This is a genomic window from Bacillus swezeyi (assembly GCF_030908325.1).
In the GTDB taxonomy this organism is placed as follows: domain Bacteria; phylum Bacillota; class Bacilli; order Bacillales; family Bacillaceae; genus Bacillus; species Bacillus swezeyi.
This window is the reverse complement of the sequence record NZ_CP133085.1, coordinates 2,100,589-2,115,489: the sequence shown is the minus strand read 5'-3', so window position 1 is coordinate 2,115,489 and position 14,901 is coordinate 2,100,589. Positions and strand designations below refer to the sequence as shown.

General features: G+C 34.9%; 18 protein-coding genes and 2 pseudogenes. 2 read left to right on the top strand and 18 right to left on the bottom strand.

All coding sequences use genetic code 11. The annotated features are described in order from the left end of the window. Nucleotides 1–22: 22 nt before the first annotated feature. Nucleotides 23–1,369: an FAD-dependent oxidoreductase gene (locus RBH91_RS10585; RefSeq protein ID WP_307894510.1), complete on the bottom strand. Its 1,347-nt coding sequence runs from the start codon at nt 1,367–1,369 to the stop codon at nt 23–25. Between the two features lie 953 nt (nt 1,370–2,322). Between RBH91_RS10585 and RBH91_RS10580 the strand changes: the two genes are divergently transcribed. Then, the gene (locus RBH91_RS10580) at nt 2,323–2,682 is read left to right on the top strand and encodes a YxeA family protein (RefSeq protein WP_307894509.1); all 360 of its coding nucleotides are present in this window, start codon (nt 2,323–2,325) and stop codon (nt 2,680–2,682) included. A 388-nt stretch (nt 2,683–3,070) separates the two neighbouring features. Here RBH91_RS10580 and RBH91_RS10575 read toward each other — a convergent pair whose 3' ends face one another. The 4 genes from RBH91_RS10575 to RBH91_RS10560 form a co-directional block, all read right to left on the bottom strand. Then, nucleotides 3,071–3,223: a hypothetical protein gene (locus tag RBH91_RS10575; protein ID WP_307894508.1), complete on the bottom strand. Its 153-nt coding sequence runs from the start codon at nt 3,221–3,223 to the stop codon at nt 3,071–3,073. Between the two features lie 34 nt (nt 3,224–3,257). Further along, a complete protein-coding gene (locus RBH91_RS10570) occupies nt 3,258–3,617 on the bottom strand; it encodes a hypothetical protein (RefSeq protein WP_307894507.1) in 360 nt (119 codons plus the stop codon). A gap of 89 nt (nt 3,618–3,706) precedes the next feature. Then, nucleotides 3,707–3,799, bottom strand: coding sequence for a hypothetical protein (locus tag RBH91_RS10565; protein ID WP_307894710.1), 93 nt, complete (start codon nt 3,797–3,799; stop codon nt 3,707–3,709). A 562-nt stretch (nt 3,800–4,361) separates the two neighbouring features. Beyond that, nucleotides 4,362–4,961, bottom strand: coding sequence for an HD domain-containing protein (locus RBH91_RS10560; RefSeq protein ID WP_076760658.1), 600 nt, complete (start codon nt 4,959–4,961; stop codon nt 4,362–4,364). 226 nt (nt 4,962–5,187) lie between these two features. On the opposite strand from RBH91_RS10560, the gene RBH91_RS10555 reads away from it, so the two are divergent. After that, complete coding sequence (locus RBH91_RS10555; RefSeq protein WP_307894504.1) at nt 5,188–5,772, top strand: TetR/AcrR family transcriptional regulator; 585 nt, start codon at nt 5,188–5,190, stop codon at nt 5,770–5,772. Nucleotides 5,773–6,223: 451 nt separating this feature from the next. Here RBH91_RS10555 and RBH91_RS10550 read toward each other — a convergent pair whose 3' ends face one another. From RBH91_RS10550 to RBH91_RS10490, 13 genes and pseudogenes are all read right to left on the bottom strand, one after another. After that, a complete protein-coding gene (locus RBH91_RS10550; RefSeq protein WP_307894503.1) occupies nt 6,224–6,691 on the bottom strand; it encodes a DUF7878 domain-containing protein in 468 nt (155 codons plus the stop codon). Next, nucleotides 6,667–6,839 (bottom strand): annotated as a pseudogene (locus tag RBH91_RS10545) (SAR2788 family putative toxin); the annotation flags it as partial. The pseudogene RBH91_RS10545 and the gene RBH91_RS10550, both read right to left, overlap by 25 nt. Before the next feature lie 353 nt (nt 6,840–7,192). After that, nucleotides 7,193–7,444, bottom strand: a complete 252-nt coding sequence (locus tag RBH91_RS10540; protein ID WP_148957869.1) for a LacI family transcriptional regulator — start codon at nt 7,442–7,444, stop codon at nt 7,193–7,195. 1,123 nt (nt 7,445–8,567) lie between these two features. Beyond that, a complete protein-coding gene (locus RBH91_RS10535) occupies nt 8,568–9,698 on the bottom strand; it encodes a response regulator aspartate phosphatase (protein ID WP_307894502.1) in 1,131 nt (376 codons plus the stop codon). A gap of 168 nt (nt 9,699–9,866) precedes the next feature. Beyond that, nucleotides 9,867–11,123 (bottom strand): MFS transporter, encoded by a 1,257-nt coding sequence (locus tag RBH91_RS10530; protein WP_307894500.1) that lies wholly within the window; start codon nt 11,121–11,123, stop codon nt 9,867–9,869. Nucleotides 11,124–11,252: 129 nt separating this feature from the next. Next, nucleotides 11,253–11,453 (bottom strand): hypothetical protein, encoded by a 201-nt coding sequence (locus RBH91_RS10525; RefSeq protein ID WP_307894499.1) that lies wholly within the window; start codon nt 11,451–11,453, stop codon nt 11,253–11,255. Between the two features lie 446 nt (nt 11,454–11,899). After that, entirely contained in the window at nt 11,900–12,367 is a 468-nt protein-coding gene (locus RBH91_RS10520; protein WP_307894498.1) for an SMI1/KNR4 family protein, read from the bottom strand. 1 nt (nt 12,368) lies between these two features. Further along, on the bottom strand, nt 12,369–12,536 hold the full coding sequence (locus RBH91_RS10515) for an HNH endonuclease (protein ID WP_239693640.1): 168 nt from the start codon (nt 12,534–12,536) through the stop codon (nt 12,369–12,371). After that, a pseudogene (locus tag RBH91_RS10510) lies at nt 12,526–12,935 on the bottom strand (SMI1/KNR4 family protein). The gene RBH91_RS10515 and the pseudogene RBH91_RS10510 overlap by 11 nt, the downstream one beginning before the upstream one ends. Nucleotides 12,936–12,946: 11 nt before the next feature. Then, complete coding sequence (locus RBH91_RS10505; protein WP_307894497.1) at nt 12,947–13,369, bottom strand: SMI1/KNR4 family protein; 423 nt, start codon at nt 13,367–13,369, stop codon at nt 12,947–12,949. A gap of 171 nt (nt 13,370–13,540) precedes the next feature. Continuing rightward, nucleotides 13,541–13,930, bottom strand: a complete 390-nt coding sequence (locus RBH91_RS10500) for an immunity 22 family protein (protein ID WP_307894496.1) — start codon at nt 13,928–13,930, stop codon at nt 13,541–13,543. 8 nt (nt 13,931–13,938) lie between these two features. Continuing rightward, nucleotides 13,939–14,175 carry a hypothetical protein gene (locus RBH91_RS10495; protein WP_307894495.1) on the bottom strand — a complete coding sequence of 79 codons (237 nt, stop codon included), beginning with the start codon at nt 14,173–14,175 and terminating at the stop codon, nt 13,939–13,941. A 291-nt stretch (nt 14,176–14,466) separates the two neighbouring features. Next, nucleotides 14,467–14,901 (bottom strand): SMI1/KNR4 family protein, encoded by a 435-nt coding sequence (locus RBH91_RS10490; RefSeq protein ID WP_307894494.1) that lies wholly within the window; start codon nt 14,899–14,901, stop codon nt 14,467–14,469.

The following is a 14,901-nucleotide window of genomic DNA, read 5'->3' as shown; positions in this document are numbered from 1 at the left end:
ATGGATTCTTTTACTGAAGTATTTAGATATCCATCATCGTTCCATCCTTTTGCCGCTTATTGGTGATAATCGGAAATAATACTTTTGGATGAAACAGATGGAGTGGGCCTCGGATAAGATTCATCACTCTGACTAATCGGATATATATTTCCGGATCAGAAGCTGAAAGTTCATATACCCTTTTGCAGTACCACTGCTTGTATGGCTGAACAAAAGTTCGTTCCCCTTTAATATCGGGATGACGAAGAGCCTCGGTTGTTGCCATTTCCCAAGGAACGTCGATAACCCTAGAAATCTTCTTATGAAATCTTTCACCAAATCCCTTGTCAGTCCTCTTCGTTTGAAAAAGGGAAGATTGCAGCTCTAAAGCTTGCACTGCTGCAACCGAAATGCCCTGTCCGAAAAGAGGATCAAAACGGCAATGAGCATCACCAATGATTATGAAACCTTCCGGAATGTTTTTCGCTTGATCAAAACGGCGCCGCAATTGATAAGGAACTCGATGTATTTTAATATCGGAAAGAGGCTCTGCTCCCTCAAGAAACTGAAGAACATCAGGAACAGGAAGTTTTTTTGCGTATGAGATAAACGCCTCATCTGTTTGCGGTGCATGTGCATTAGCATAACCGCTGAACGTGACAGAAAATCGGTTTTCTTCAAGAGTTTGAATATAGGCACCGTAAGGGTTATCGGGAAAGCTCGGTGATATAAGGAGGTTTTGCCATTCGGGATATTCTTGTTTTTTAAGAGAGTAAAGACGTGTTGCATAAAACAATTGAATCTTCACTTTTTCTTCCTTCACTTTTACATCAAGTGCTTGCAGCCAATCTATACTCTTAGAGGCAGAACCGCTGGCATCAACTACAAAACTGGCATCCAGTTCCTCTGTAAGACCCGTCTTCAAGGAACGAATCCGGACTCCTCGAACGGTATGATCATGCTTGCTTACTAACAGCTGTTCTGTTTTTGTTTCATATCGAGTCGTAATATGAGGAACTTCCTCAACCCGTCTTTGCAAATGCCATTCAAGCATAGGCCGGCTTTGCTGTACCATGGTAAACTCTCCAGAAAACCGTTTTTTCCAATAACCAAAATGGTGCCACTTCAGATCTTTTGTAAAATTAGTGACGATGCTGCCATCCTCTATTAATTGAGACACGATCTCCGGAAACAACATCTCAATCGCTTCTTCTCCTCTTTTCAATAAAACGTGAGGGTGGTCACTCTGAGGAACTCTTTTTCTAGGAACTTTTTCTTTATATTCTTGATCCGCTTCTACAATGGTGACTTGCTGAAAAAAATGAGACAGCGCTTTAGCAGCTAATTTACCGGCAATCCCACCACCAATGACTACAGCTTTTTCCCGCATATGACTCCCTCCATTTTTATTTTGTATAGGCATGATTGAAGCATTTACTGTGTTGCCCTTTTTAAGGGACGCTCTTATTTTTTGAACTGATCTAAAAATGAAACTCATATGTCCTAAAAGAGCTATTTCAGCAAAACAATTCTCTAAAAGACTTCCTCAATCACGTCCTTCGTTCACTCTTTGTAAATAACCTTCAAGATCAACATGCCTCTCCAACCGAATTACAGAACTACACTTCCCCATTTTTCAGTAGGGAGTTCTTTTACTTTTTATTTCGTTTAATAATACGATGAATCACTAGAACACCAACAAATATCGTATATAAAACAGTCAATATTACATTACTTAAACCGTATACAGAATTAAGAAACAACACTGCAATTATATAAAATATCAAAAATATGTAAAACAAAACCTCGTTATTTCCCCTTTCTCACTAACTTTTATTTAACGACAAAAAGAACTGATGTTTGTTATTTTATCATGGTTTAAAAAGAAATTGAGGGATTCAGTACCCATTTCCCTCTCCCACTTTTAAATTTTCCATGTTTTCACGATCATAGGTCGGATGAAACCATTGTTCAACAAAAAAATTCGAAAGAAAACGCTGAGGTGATCAAGTTTTGTGGGCGGTTAAGCTTACTAGTGGGTGTACTGGATATTCTTTTTTCTCCATTTTTGTAAGTAGTAAGAAAAGCAAGGGATCAGTAGCTCTCTTCAGCCCGATGAGTCTAAAATAAATTCTTCTGCTTCTTGAGTATATGCTTCATTTGCGTGGCTTTTGCCATATAAGCTGCAGCAGATTAAAACAGTATTAGACTTACCGCCATTGTTTTAGTCTCACTTAGACCAACTAATTATTTTTAATACTTACAAAAGTGTAATGTAAATGTAAGGTGAATCAATAGTTCAATTGAACAATTCTAAGTATTATTTATTCGAGGTGATAATTGATGAAATGGTTTTTGGGAATTTTAATTATAGGATTGATTATTTTGGGTGGCGGCTACTTTTTATACGCCGGATATTATTCAACGGAAGACTATTATGTCAAAATAACAAAAGACCCCAAAGTAGTTACAGAAAAAGCAAGTGATGGATATACAGATATTAATTATAACTATGATGTGACAGGTTATGATCAAAAAGGGAAACCCAGAAAGCTAAAACTCTCTTCTCAAGACAAAATGCAGATCGGTCAATATTATATTATTCATTGGGAAAATAGAAGGGAGATCATATCAAGCAAAGAAAAAGTAAGCGAGCAGCAACTAGATAAGAATATTCTAGAGAAATTAAACAATATAAATTAATCGTTTCTCCCCTAAAATGCGAAAGTTTTAGGGGCTTCTTTGGTGAAAATAAGATGCCATCGTCATCTGTTGATTTAACAGTGAACGGATTTTTGCGGGTGATTAATGTCTCATTCATTATCATTGGGGTTAACTTTATTTTTTCTCTTATTGGAATGTGTTTTCCCAAAAAAATCTAATCGTAGCCAGAATATAAATTCTTAAAGGTATTAAAATTTCTAAACGCACTGAATCTGTCTTATTTTATTATCCATGTTATTTCTCTCAGATCCTATCGTATACACTGAACATACCTTTTTATCTAGAACTCCTCTTCTTACAATGCTTTCTCAAACAATCAAGTTCACACTGAACCTTTGCTAATTCACATTTAACCTTTTCAAGTTTGTCATTGGCTAATTGTAATCTGTCTGTAAGTCGTTTCAGCCTCAATGTTTGCTCTTTGAGTGAGTAAGACACTTTGTTGCTGAAGTAATTGTTTTCTAACCAAGCCTATTGTTTCTTCTGTACATTGTCCGCCGCATAGTTGCTCTACTGACATCCTTACATCTCCCTTTTATTTTTAATTAGCTTATTTATGCTGCCTTAAGCTTTTCGAGGATCTCCCCCTTGCCATTCATGACTATTGCATTCAACTGTCCACCAAAAACTGCTCCGCCATCAATATCAATATAGGTTCCACACTTACTGATCCAAATATCATTTCTCCTATCTTCATGAAGAAGTTGTGTAATGGTATGGCCAAAAACAATTGTTTTATCTGTGTTGTTTTTATGATTCCACGAACCCCTATGCCAGATAAAATCATTCCTAGATGACCTCTTCCAGTCATCCAATAGTGAAATTATCCCCATATGAACAAATAAAACATCACCAAATTCATCATCCACGAAGCCGTTTGGCACCGTTGTTAAAATACCAATCTCCTGTTTCATAGTCTTTCGCTTCTAAGAATACAAAAGCATGTCTTCATGGTTGCCTTTTAGGACACAAACCTGGTCTTGATATTTCTTCTTAAACTGCATTATCTTTTGAACCCCTTTAATGAATTCTCACCTCGATCAATCATATCCCCAAGTATAGCAAGGTTCATCGTTTCCGAATTCCAATGCTTCATTAACTCCTCAAACTTTTCATATTCACCATGTATGTCGCTGAGTACAAATGTTTTATTATGCTTCAAATAACCTTCTCCTTTTGTTGTGAAGTAATGTGCCGCGGCGTCAGTAAATGTTGGAAATCCCCCTCTCGATTGAAAAAGTTTACATTTCTCCGTATCTCGGAGTTCATCTTTATGCAATTTTGCTGCACATCTGCAGTCTTATATTCCGAATAGAATTCACATTGTTCACAGGAACAGTCTCCTGCTCTGGAAGCCTTTCAGGGTTTTATAGCGATGCTGAAATCTGAAGGAATCACCATGCTTAATCTTGAAACTAAAATATGAAAAAGACTCTCTTATATCTAGCTTATATTAGCTAGGTGTAATAATCTTCTTTCATGTTCTGGCAAGCTGCTGTAAGTAACGCTTGCTCTTGAACATTTCGTTTTTTACGAAAGCAACAATAACGCAGCCCACGCAAGTTCTTTTGAATCTTGCGAAGCTCCGGTACAACAATGGAATATTATAAGAGTTTAAGAACCCCAGAATATCTTGTATATCTGGGGCTGCTTTTTCTCTATTCTTTAAAAGGAGCATTCATAACCCAATCTACAAAACCCATACGAAGCATAGAAGAACTCAAATTATTTGGTTGTTGCTGAGCATTTTTAAGATTAGAATCATATTTAATGAGTTCAATCATAGATTTTTTGAAACCTAATCGAGGATAGGTTTCAATTATGAAATTAAAGGTTTCCTCCGAAATATCTTCTATACGCAACCCAATTACATCCATTCCTGCTCCGAAATGAACTAAAGCAATTTCTGGTTGTTTTTCTTCAGCAATTTCTGATGTATGCAGAATAATCGCTTCGCGTACCACATCAATTTTGTCTTGTGAAAAACTGTGAGAGCGAAGGAACTTCTCGGCATGATCAGCACCTTCATATTCAAATGAATGTTTACAACAAACTTGCTCTGTAAGACCAATATCATGTAAGACAGAAGCGAGATAGAATAACTCCTGATCATATTTGAATCCATATTTTTTTCCCAACGCATCACCAAAAGCATAAGTTCGTAAACAATGATTATAAAGAAATTCCGGAGAAATCTCGTAAACTAATTGAGTTGCTTCTTTTGCTACCTTACTATCAGGAATAATAATGTTATACATATTTTTTCTCCTTGTTTAATTAATTTTCTTCAGATTGATTTCATAACGGGTTTAATGACATAATAAAGATGTTACATGCTAATCAAATAGAATTTTCACAACACCTCCTTATTAGTGTCTTTTTTTCTTAAAAAAGACCATTCGGTCTCTTTTAAGGTAACTCATTATATGTTAGTGTACTACTAAAACATGTTACAATTTTTCAACAACAATAATGGAGGATATTATGCGAAAAGGTGAGCAAACTCGGAAACACATTGTCCTAAAATCTGCAGAATTGTTTAATCAAAAGGGGTATGCCGGCTGTTCAATGAATGACATTATGGCGGCCACAGGTCTACAAAAGGGTGGAATTTACCGCAATTTTAAAAGTAAAGATGAGATTGCTTTAGAGGCATTTGATTACGCCATTGATTCTGTATCTAAACACTTTTCTGAAGCGATCCTTCATGCTAATACAGCATTAGAAAAAATTAGTTCTTTGTTTGATGTATATGAAGATGTGGTCAATAATCCACCAGTAAAAGGGGGATGTCCATTACTAAATACTGCTGTAGACAGTGATGATACGAATCCACGTTTAAGGAAAAAAGCGCTTATAGTTTTCCATACATTTCTGAACATGGTTGAAGAGATTATAGAAGAAGGTATTCAAAACAGAGAGTTAAATCCTGACATTGATACAAAGATAGCGGCTTCCTTTATTGTTGCAACTTTTGAGGGGAGTATTATGATTAGTAAACTAGAAAGAGATAATAAGTACGTTTCTTACAGTAAGCATCAGGTACTACGTTATTTACTTATTTTATAAATTCACAGAGGGTTTTGATGTTTGTTTTAATTTGAATAAAATTAAGTATGGGTGATTTGTTAAATGATCAAACACCCATTTTATGCTCTTTCCCCTTTCACTACCCCAAGTGAGGATGAGAGTTACTTCCTTCCCAAATAAAATGATGAAACCCTGATGAATTATTCAGCCATTTAAGCAAGCTCTTTTTCCCGTCCCCGCTCTTCTTCACACTTATTTTTTAATCATCTTTTCAGCTCCCATTCTTCCACCACGTTTCTCCTTTTAATATATATTAATAACAGCACAACATTTATCAACATTCAATTGATTCTTTTAATTCGTTTTATTAAAATTCGTATTTTATTCCCAATACACTGCTTCTTTACATATTAAATACCCCACAGACCTTTCGCATATTGGCTCGTAAAAGAACCCCTAGAAGTAAAACTAGAGATTCTTTGAAAATTTATTATTTTCTTAGTGGGATCTGACCAATGAAATGTTGCACTGAAATCTTATAATGGAGTTCGATGTCCCGTTTTAATTTTTCCTTCAAGATCCTCATTTGTTCAATGATGTAATGAAGGTCAAATACATTATATAATTGTTGAGTTTCCCAAATGGTCGTTAGTCGAGCCTTATTATCAAATGGTATCAATGAAATAATGGGCTCCTCCTCCTCATACTCCATGGTGTAATATCTATACTCTGTAACTTTGTTTTTTTTCTTAATTTTTTTATTCCACTCATTCAAAGAAACATAAAATTCTAATAGGGCGAGATTTTCTTTGAAATATGTGTTCCCATTTATTTCGATTTCAAATTCTCCTTCAACTTTCAGCGCTACTGAAGGGTCTTTTCTCATTTTCTTTGGGATATCTGATTCATCGGAAGTAAACTGATAATGAAATTCTACTTTATTGGATACGCCGTCCATATCTTACCGTCCCATCCTATTACTATTTTTATTTCACCTTTTGTTCCGATTTTTTTCTAAGATTGGCCGTGATTACAAACGATAATTTTTTGTTATTATTTATACTAAAAGAAATACTTTTTGATTGTAAAGCTTCTTTCATCCACTTTTCACCTTACTTTTATGCGTACTCCATCATATGCTAATTGTGGAAAAACCTTTTATTGTACTATGCCATGCCTTTACCTTAATGGAATAACACCAAGAAATCGAGCTCACGAGGTAAGCCCTGGCTCAGCTGCTGTTTCAATAGAACAGGAAAAGGTGCTGAATGGAAGTAGAAGAGCACAAAGGAAAAATTAATTGGCCCGGGAGCGTCTTCCCCTCTCAATCTCGGAACAGCCGCTTAAAGAAATGAAATGGATGCGTGAAGAAAAAATGGAAAAGTGTACTTATGAAGACATGAAAAAATTCTGTCTCAAAAGAAACCGATTGAGACAGAATTTAAGAATTACGATTTAATTACTTATATACGTAACAAGTTCCGTCGAGAACTGTTACACATGTATATGTTCTGTGATAAGATTTACCTTCACTGTCTCTAAAGAAAACAGTTACAGTATTGTCGCCATTCCATTGGAATTGATATGCATCTGGATATTTGTCTCGAATCGGAGTTAAATCCGGTGCCGCACTTGCCGGTGATCCAGATACTAACAAAGCCCCAGCAACTGCAACCGCTCCCATCACTTTTTTGAATTTGCTTTTAAACATAAACACATCCCCTTTTCATTTTGTTTTCCTGCTTGTCCATTTAATAGACACCTTGATCTTAACACATCAAGAATGAAAAAATTGTCAATTCATGTAGAAATGAAAAATAATTCAAAAATAATACATATATTTACATTATATTAATAATGAGTGTTCTCTTTTTTTGATCAGCTTCTCTTCCTTAACCGAAGCGCAAAAAAAACCCACTTTTCAGTGGGTTTACTATCTATAGTGCATCTAAGAATGTTAAAAGTTGTGGATCATTAATTTCAACAACCATGAATTGAAAATAATCTATCTTTTTTGTGTCAGGGAAAAGGAAACTGGTTATATCAAAAGGCATGTTTCCCTAACAATCCAGCGATACGCAGAGCAATATCCACATTTTCAAAATCAATATCAAAGGCTGCAAATTCTTGATACTCATGATTCAAGTCATAATTTTTTTGTATCCTTTAGGTTTGATGGTTTGACACAGAATGAAGGAATTTCCTGAATTTTTCGGGATCAAAGTTCAGCAATGCTTAACCTCCAATTTGGTCGTTCTGCTCAATCCTGCTGTACTCAACCTTACTCTTTGTTGTTTTTTCAGACGATGTAGTGGCGTCCCCACTGCTGTAAACCCCATATATGTGTCAATAAACTCTTGAAAGTTTATTCCCAAGGGTGGGACTCCCCATCTATCTGAACATATAAAACCATTAATACGGATTGAGGTTATTTGCTTTTTCAACGCTGCTATTTATATCCTCAGCAGTGATATCATCATTATCCAAGTGGCTGAGCTTGAATGAATTCATCTAACTATAATCAACAGTATACTTTTGGTCAATTGAGTCTTCGTTGCTGGCGATGTTTTAGATAAATTCAAGAAAGATTGTCATGCATTTTCTCTGTCTCAGAATAAAAAATAGACTAACTCTTTAGTATTCGTACCAAAGAGATAAGTCTATAAATCAAGCGTAATACTTTTTATATTTTTAGATGGCAATGCTTTATAAAAGGCATTGTTTATCAAGTTTCAGCTCTTATAGCAACATTATAGTTGTCATTTTCCTGATATGAAAAAGAAACACCAGCCACTCCTGTAAGCCCCAACAATAAAACTCCACAAATTAAAAGTTTAGTTTTCATCTAGAATCTCTCCCCTTTGAATTTGTTTCCGTGCCTCAATTGCCTTACGATAAAATTCATTAGCGGCCAAGATTTCCTCTCTTTGACTCAGCGAGTCACCAATAGAAATTCCATACCACTCCATATCGGGATACATCTTTTTTTCCTCGAAGAACTCAAAAGCGTCCCTTACAATTTCCAAATCATATTTTAGATATATTCCCTTAATGATCTTCAGTGTTTCAAAAATGTCTCTTATATTGTTTTTCTTGGCAATTCCCAATGATTTTTCATAAAAAACTCTTGATGATGTTAAATCGTTTGTCTTTGCTTTCACAAATGCTAAAACACATAATGTCTTCGCTTCAAAATTAGAGTTTTTTGGTTCCGTTACATTAAGTGCTTTCAAATAAAATTTGGATGCTTTATCAAGTTCTTCAAGATGAGTATAACATAGGCCGATGTTAAAAAGCGCTTTTCTTATCAAATAACTTTCCCCAAATTTCTCAGCATCCTCTAACGCTTGATTAGCGTGTTTCAATGCCTTTGCAGTTTGCATGTTGTCCAGCCAATTACCTGTGATAACAAGCTGACAATGTACACGCCTGTTGCCATATGTGGGTTGATTTCGATATATGGCATAAGCACGTTTAGCATAATTCATCGAGAAGTATGTCTGTTTCATGTGATAATAAACTTCAGCCATTTTAAAATAAAATTCAGCCCTCTCTGCTTCTTCACCTTCGATTGATTCTATCTCTAGTTCAGCCTTTCTGTAACAATTCAATGAGAATACAAGTTCTTTTTGTCTGAAGTAGTACATCCCCATAAAAAAATGATAATAATATTCAAGCATTCCATTGAGGTCTTGATTCCCTCGTGTTTCCTTCAACTTTTCATATTGCTTAACGATTTTTGCACCAGCATTTGGATAAAGTTCTTCCAACATAAGCTGATGACGGAACTCTAATAACGAAAAATATACAAGAACATCTTGATTTTCTTCCATTATTTTTATTTCTTGCTCAACTTCAGCTTTTGCCTTTTCAGCCGCAGTTCTCCTATTATTCTTTATACAGTTATACCAATAATTCATTTTTGTAGCTACCAGATCATAAGGAATGACACTTTCAGTAGACACTTTTCAAACCCCTCTCATAAGCAAAGGTCATTAAATATGTCATCTTTGCTATTTTATTTCTTTATAAGAACAATCTGCATTTGCCTTCTTTAAAGTCTGAAAATTCTAACAAATAATAAAATATACTTCTTTGTACCACATTGTCGGAATATTAAGAATCAATGAAGTTTACAATTTTAAACTTTCTTCTTTTGCCTTCGACAAGTCTGACCGCTGAGACTTACAAAGTTTTGTAAAAGTGAATACACCGACTCCTGCGAGTATTTCGACTACCCCTCCAAAAGCAATTACTTTACCTGCCCCATAAACAGTAGCAGCATACCCAGCTATTAAAGCACCTAGAGGAATCATCACATACGAAATCATGCTGATAACAGCATATACTTGGGGTTGATCCTCATCATCAACGGATGTTTGAATTATTGTATGCTCTGGGACGTTTATTGCACTAATCGTCGCTCCTAGCACAAAGGCAGCAACAAACACTAATAATAAAAGTGAATTCATACCCGTAATGAAAAAGGCTGTTCCTTCTATAATTCCAGCAGCAACAAACAATAACCCATAACGATTCACTCTGACTCTAGTTAAAATAAAGCCCATCAAAAATGCACCGGAAGTTGTTAATAATCTTACGATGGAATGTATAATAGCCCCCTGATTTAAATCCTCCGCTATATAGACTGCCGCCAGTGCTTCCCATGGTGCAGATCCTAAATTTAAAAATACGCAGAAAATAGCCAAAGGAAATAAAATATGATGATGCCTTACAAGCATAAATCCTCTTTTTAGCTTCTTTAAATAAGGTTCTCGTGATTTGGTTGTTTTATTTATGTTATCCTCATTAGTTCTATATTTGATGAATAGGAGCAAAATGGCTGACGCGATATAGAGTGGCAGTATGAATAGCATTGTAGGAGCTGCACCAATCGTAACAATCATTACACCACAAAGTGTCACTGCTCCCAGCTTTACTGCTTGACCTGAAGACTGTATAGTTGCATTCGCCTTTTGAATAAAATCCTCTTTCATAATTTTCGGAATTAACGAAACAGAAGCAGGATCATAAGAAGCTCCTGTAGCAGAATGAATCAGCATTAATGAAATAATGAACCATAATGGAGAAAATCCGTTAAAATAACATATTGGAATGATTAACATTATTGAAGCTCTAGTGATATCGGAAAAAAACATCCAGAATTTCAACGTGTTTTTTTTCATTAGTGGAGTGATGATAGGTCCCAAAATCGCTTGGGGCAGGAAGGTTACAGCAATCAAAAAAGCAGTACCAATAGCTCCTTTGCCGTCCAAGATTAAAAACCACAGAATAGTGTTAAATGCTAAAGTATCCGCGGTTACCTTCACCATCTTAGAGCCAAAAAGAAAGGTGAAGTTTCTTTGCCACACAGTGGTATCACTATTCATTTCCCAAAAAACCCCCCTTGCAAAAATCCCTCATTTTTACAATCTCTATTTAATCAGCATATCCTATTTTTGGTTTCTGGGTCAATGTTGAAAAGGAATAGTTTAAGAAATATTAAGGTAAGCAAGGGATCAACTCTTACTCACAATCCTTCCGGCTTGATATGAAGTTTTAAAGCAGCATTTCATCACATATACGACAACTTCTTGAATTTTTGTGTTTTCCTGTTTCAAATAGTCTTTGAGTTGTTTTCTTAATGAAAAAACCTTCTTTAACTTAGCCTCATAATATTCAACAAGCTCTGTGCTTTTATCTGATTCAACTTTCTTCATCCTTGTCTCTATTGCTTAAATACAAAGATCAATAATGATTTTTTCGTGGATAGCATTTGTCAGTTCGTCTGAAATAACAGGTTTCATCTTCCCATCACCTTAAAATCGAATATACGTTCCCGCTTATTATATATCAACAAAACAGTTTCCAAATAAAAAAGCCTCTCTCACAATTTCCTAAAGAAAAACCCCACCCATAAAAGGATGAGGTTGTTATAATTATTCTTTAGTCCCCTCAAGCTCTTCACTCAAGAAAATTATCAGCTACAAGTTCGACTATTCCATCTTGGTTATCCCAAAGTATAACTGGGCAAAGGTACAATTATTTGGTAAGACTTCACTATTATCTATTTTCACCCTTAATCATTTAATAAATCTTCATCAAGTTCAATTGAAATAATCCCATTATTTTCATCCTTTTTTGGTGTCTCTTTAACAAACAGACTTTAAATAAAATCATTAAAAGAACCGGCAATTAAGAAAAGGTCTTGTTGTCTGTCTCTAAGTTCATGATCCCAAAAATATATTTTCCCTTTTTTCTCCCCTTTCACTGCTATACAAATTTGATCGCCTCCTTCAGCATCAGCAATAGGAAGAACCCATTCAGGCATCTGATCAAAATAAATATCTCTAACGTTCCTAATATCGTATCTGTTTTTCTCTAGCCCGTAAAAAAAACCTAATGGTAAGTGGCCTTCATCAGTAAGTGGAGTGTCTTCTAATACCGGAAAGACTAGATCATCTTCCATGATCATGCACTCACCATATTTTAAGAGGAATTCTTTATAATCACCTGATAAATCAATACTTAAGGACTTTTCAATTTCCTCTACTTCATTTTCATCATGTACTTTTTGAACATATGACTTAATTTTAAATTGACTCATTTTTTGCTCAATACTTTTAAAGTTCATTTTAATGACCTCCTCTTAGATCGGATGCAGAACCGATGTGTGGGATATTACCATGAAGATCGGTTGGTACAAGTTGAATTGTAACATCATCTAAATGATGAGGTGTCAATCCTTTCTCCTTTAACCAATCTTTTGCTTCTGTCTTAGTACGGAATCCTTTAACCTCCATAATCTTTTCGTATACCTTTTGAAGCCTTTTGATGATCATAACCACTTTGATAAACCCATGTAACTACAGGACTTTCTCCACTATCCATTTTTTGTATATCTAGACAATAGGCGAATACATCCACATCGACGATAACGACAATATGATTTGGTAAATCATAGAGTTCCCTATAGTCTTTTGTAAACTCTACGACTTCAGGAGATACAAGTCCTTGACCTAATATTTCGATTCCAAAAGAACCACCTGAACCATTTTTCTTAAAAACCACTTATAACTCTCAGGAAGAGAAACTTGAAGGTTCTGTTCTATTTTTGAAATTTTCTCTTCGTCAATTCCACCTGTGAAATCTTTTTCTCCGGCATTTTCTTTTATGAATTTTTCCACCTTTGAATAATTCATTTTACATATGTCTACTCCCAATTGTCTATTGCTTCTTGGAAGCTATCTAGTAAATATTCATCAAAACTTGAATATCTTTTAATTTCATTTTTGCTCATGTCGTCCCACCTTATGACACTATGATCTGCTTCTGTATTTAGGCAGTAGACAAATTCATCTACATTTTCAATAACTAAGTATTTCTCAGGTAAACCAAATTTTCTAAATCTTTCTGTAGCATCAACCACTGAAGCATAATCATTTCCTTCCACACCTAAAACTTCAACCCCACATATACCTCCAGAACCATAAGATTTAATAAATTCTTTATATTCTTGTGGAAATTTGCATCCTAATTTGTTTTCAGCCTTTGTGATATCTTCATCGGCTACTGCTCCGACAAAATCGCCTTTTTCTATATAATCATTTATCATCTTTGAGATTTTCTCATTCATAACTACCATCACCTCAATAAGCTTGTCAGCCTTTGTGAATCTCCTTTATAAACGGGCTTTATTTGAACCTCAACGTTTCTTCCCTTTTCGATTTCTTGTGCCCACTTCTTTTTTTATGGTTATTGTGAAAAACTGAAAGGTAAAGCCGACTAAAGCTTAGATATGCTTTTGTTACATATATTTAACTGAACCTAAAAATTCAAACTCGGTATCACTAATGGATATCATCTTCTTGGTACCTTCATAGCTGAAATTATATAAGAGAACAACTGCGTTGTAATTTTTAGTCAAAACGTCTCCTCCGTACATTGATATGAATTCTGGGATAATCACATCATCGTAGGAGAAACCTTCTAATAGTCGACTTAATGAGTTACTAGGCTCTTCATAAAAATCTGCTTCACGAACAGCATCGTCGTACCTTTCAATATCAAAGCTACGAGCAAATATTGAAGGAATGAAATCACCATCTTCAGTATAAGAAGTTTTAAGAATCTTATCTAGTTCATCTGGGGAATTGATATTACCTACCCAAAGTGATACAAATTCTTCTTTTTGCATAAAACAAACTACCTCCTTGTTGGTTTTAATCCATCAGGCAATGCATCAGAGCCACCCTCAAAACGATAATCAGCCCAGTTTTGCAATCGCCTTTTAAACATGTTGTAGTCTTTAGATATATCAATTATTTGTAAGAGCTCGTTATGTGCTTTTGTTGATCCTTTACCACCATGTTTTCCAGTTGGATTTACAAATTTTGTTTCACTAATCAAGGTTCGCATTTCTTTGATTTGTTCTGCTGTCACGCCCCCAGTATTTAAAAGTATCCGTACGAGAAACTAAGTGCCACTCATGCAATCCTCCAGGGGGACGTAACCTGTCTTTTATTGATTCTCTTAATTTTGGGTCTGCCCACATTTTTTTATCCCCCTTTTTGTCGGATTTTTCTCGGATTCAAACAAAAAACCTTGAAAGGCGATGCCGATCAAGGTAACTCTAAAAAGAAAGAAATTTAATCCACTATTTTTAAAAAGGTTTGTTCCACGGAAACCATAAAAAGATAATAGCTATCAAAAGTTTATTCTCTGCTTTTTTCGTTAGGCTAAGTCAATATAATATTTGTCGTCATCCATAATTTTAATTAGAAATTCTTCCAATGAATCTGCTATCTTTATATCATCATAATAAATTGGATTATTTTGCTCTTCGCTTAATTCAATTAATAATAGCGCACTTTCATTCGCCTCAAAAAATATTAATTTATCTTCTTCAAGATCCTCGTATACTTCGATGTCAGGATAAAATTCAAAATCATTAGTTTTCAATCTTGCGTCTCGTATTGAAGATGGCCCCATGATCCGATTGATATTATATTCTGATCTTTTTAGAAAACCATACCCAACTTCCAATAGAAACTTCCGTAATTCAAAAGGCAACTTTAATCCCAATATTTCTTCTAGATCTTGAATTTCATCCTCACTTACCGGATAAAATTGATTTTCTTGATAATCTTTAATAAAATCGTATTTCAT

Excerpts from the sequence above, each read along its gene's own strand:
- RBH91_RS10585 (WP_307894510.1), bottom strand. The coding sequence starts at position 1,369 with ATGCGGGAAAAAGCTGTAGTCATTGGTGGTGGGATTGCCGGTAAATTA.
- RBH91_RS10580 (WP_307894509.1), top strand. The coding sequence starts at position 2,323 with ATGAAATGGTTTTTGGGAATTTTAATTATAGGATTGATTATTTTGGGT.
- RBH91_RS10575 (WP_307894508.1), bottom strand. The coding sequence starts at position 3,223 with ATGTCAGTAGAGCAACTATGCGGCGGACAATGTACAGAAGAAACAATA.
- RBH91_RS10570 (WP_307894507.1), bottom strand. The coding sequence starts at position 3,617 with ATGAAACAGGAGATTGGTATTTTAACAACGGTGCCAAACGGCTTCGTG.
- RBH91_RS10565 (WP_307894710.1), bottom strand. The coding sequence starts at position 3,799 with ATGAAGCATTGGAATTCGGAAACGATGAACCTTGCTATACTTGGGGAT.
- RBH91_RS10560 (WP_076760658.1), bottom strand. The coding sequence starts at position 4,961 with ATGTATAACATTATTATTCCTGATAGTAAGGTAGCAAAAGAAGCAACT.
- RBH91_RS10555 (WP_307894504.1), top strand. The coding sequence starts at position 5,188 with ATGCGAAAAGGTGAGCAAACTCGGAAACACATTGTCCTAAAATCTGCA.
- RBH91_RS10550 (WP_307894503.1), bottom strand. The coding sequence starts at position 6,691 with ATGGACGGCGTATCCAATAAAGTAGAATTTCATTATCAGTTTACTTCC.
- RBH91_RS10540 (WP_148957869.1), bottom strand. The coding sequence starts at position 7,444 with ATGTTTAAAAGCAAATTCAAAAAAGTGATGGGAGCGGTTGCAGTTGCT.
- RBH91_RS10530 (WP_307894500.1), bottom strand. The coding sequence starts at position 11,123 with ATGAATAGTGATACCACTGTGTGGCAAAGAAACTTCACCTTTCTTTTT.
- RBH91_RS10525 (WP_307894499.1), bottom strand. The coding sequence starts at position 11,453 with ATGAAGAAAGTTGAATCAGATAAAAGCACAGAGCTTGTTGAATATTAT.
- RBH91_RS10520 (WP_307894498.1), bottom strand. The coding sequence starts at position 12,367 with ATGAACTTTAAAAGTATTGAGCAAAAAATGAGTCAATTTAAAATTAAG.
- RBH91_RS10515 (WP_239693640.1), bottom strand. The coding sequence starts at position 12,536 with ATGGAGGTTAAAGGATTCCGTACTAAGACAGAAGCAAAAGATTGGTTA.
- RBH91_RS10505 (WP_307894497.1), bottom strand. The coding sequence starts at position 13,369 with ATGAATGAGAAAATCTCAAAGATGATAAATGATTATATAGAAAAAGGC.
- RBH91_RS10500 (WP_307894496.1), bottom strand. The coding sequence starts at position 13,930 with ATGCAAAAAGAAGAATTTGTATCACTTTGGGTAGGTAATATCAATTCC.
- RBH91_RS10490 (WP_307894494.1), bottom strand. The coding sequence starts at position 14,901 with ATGAAATACGATTTTATTAAAGATTATCAAGAAAATCAATTTTATCCG.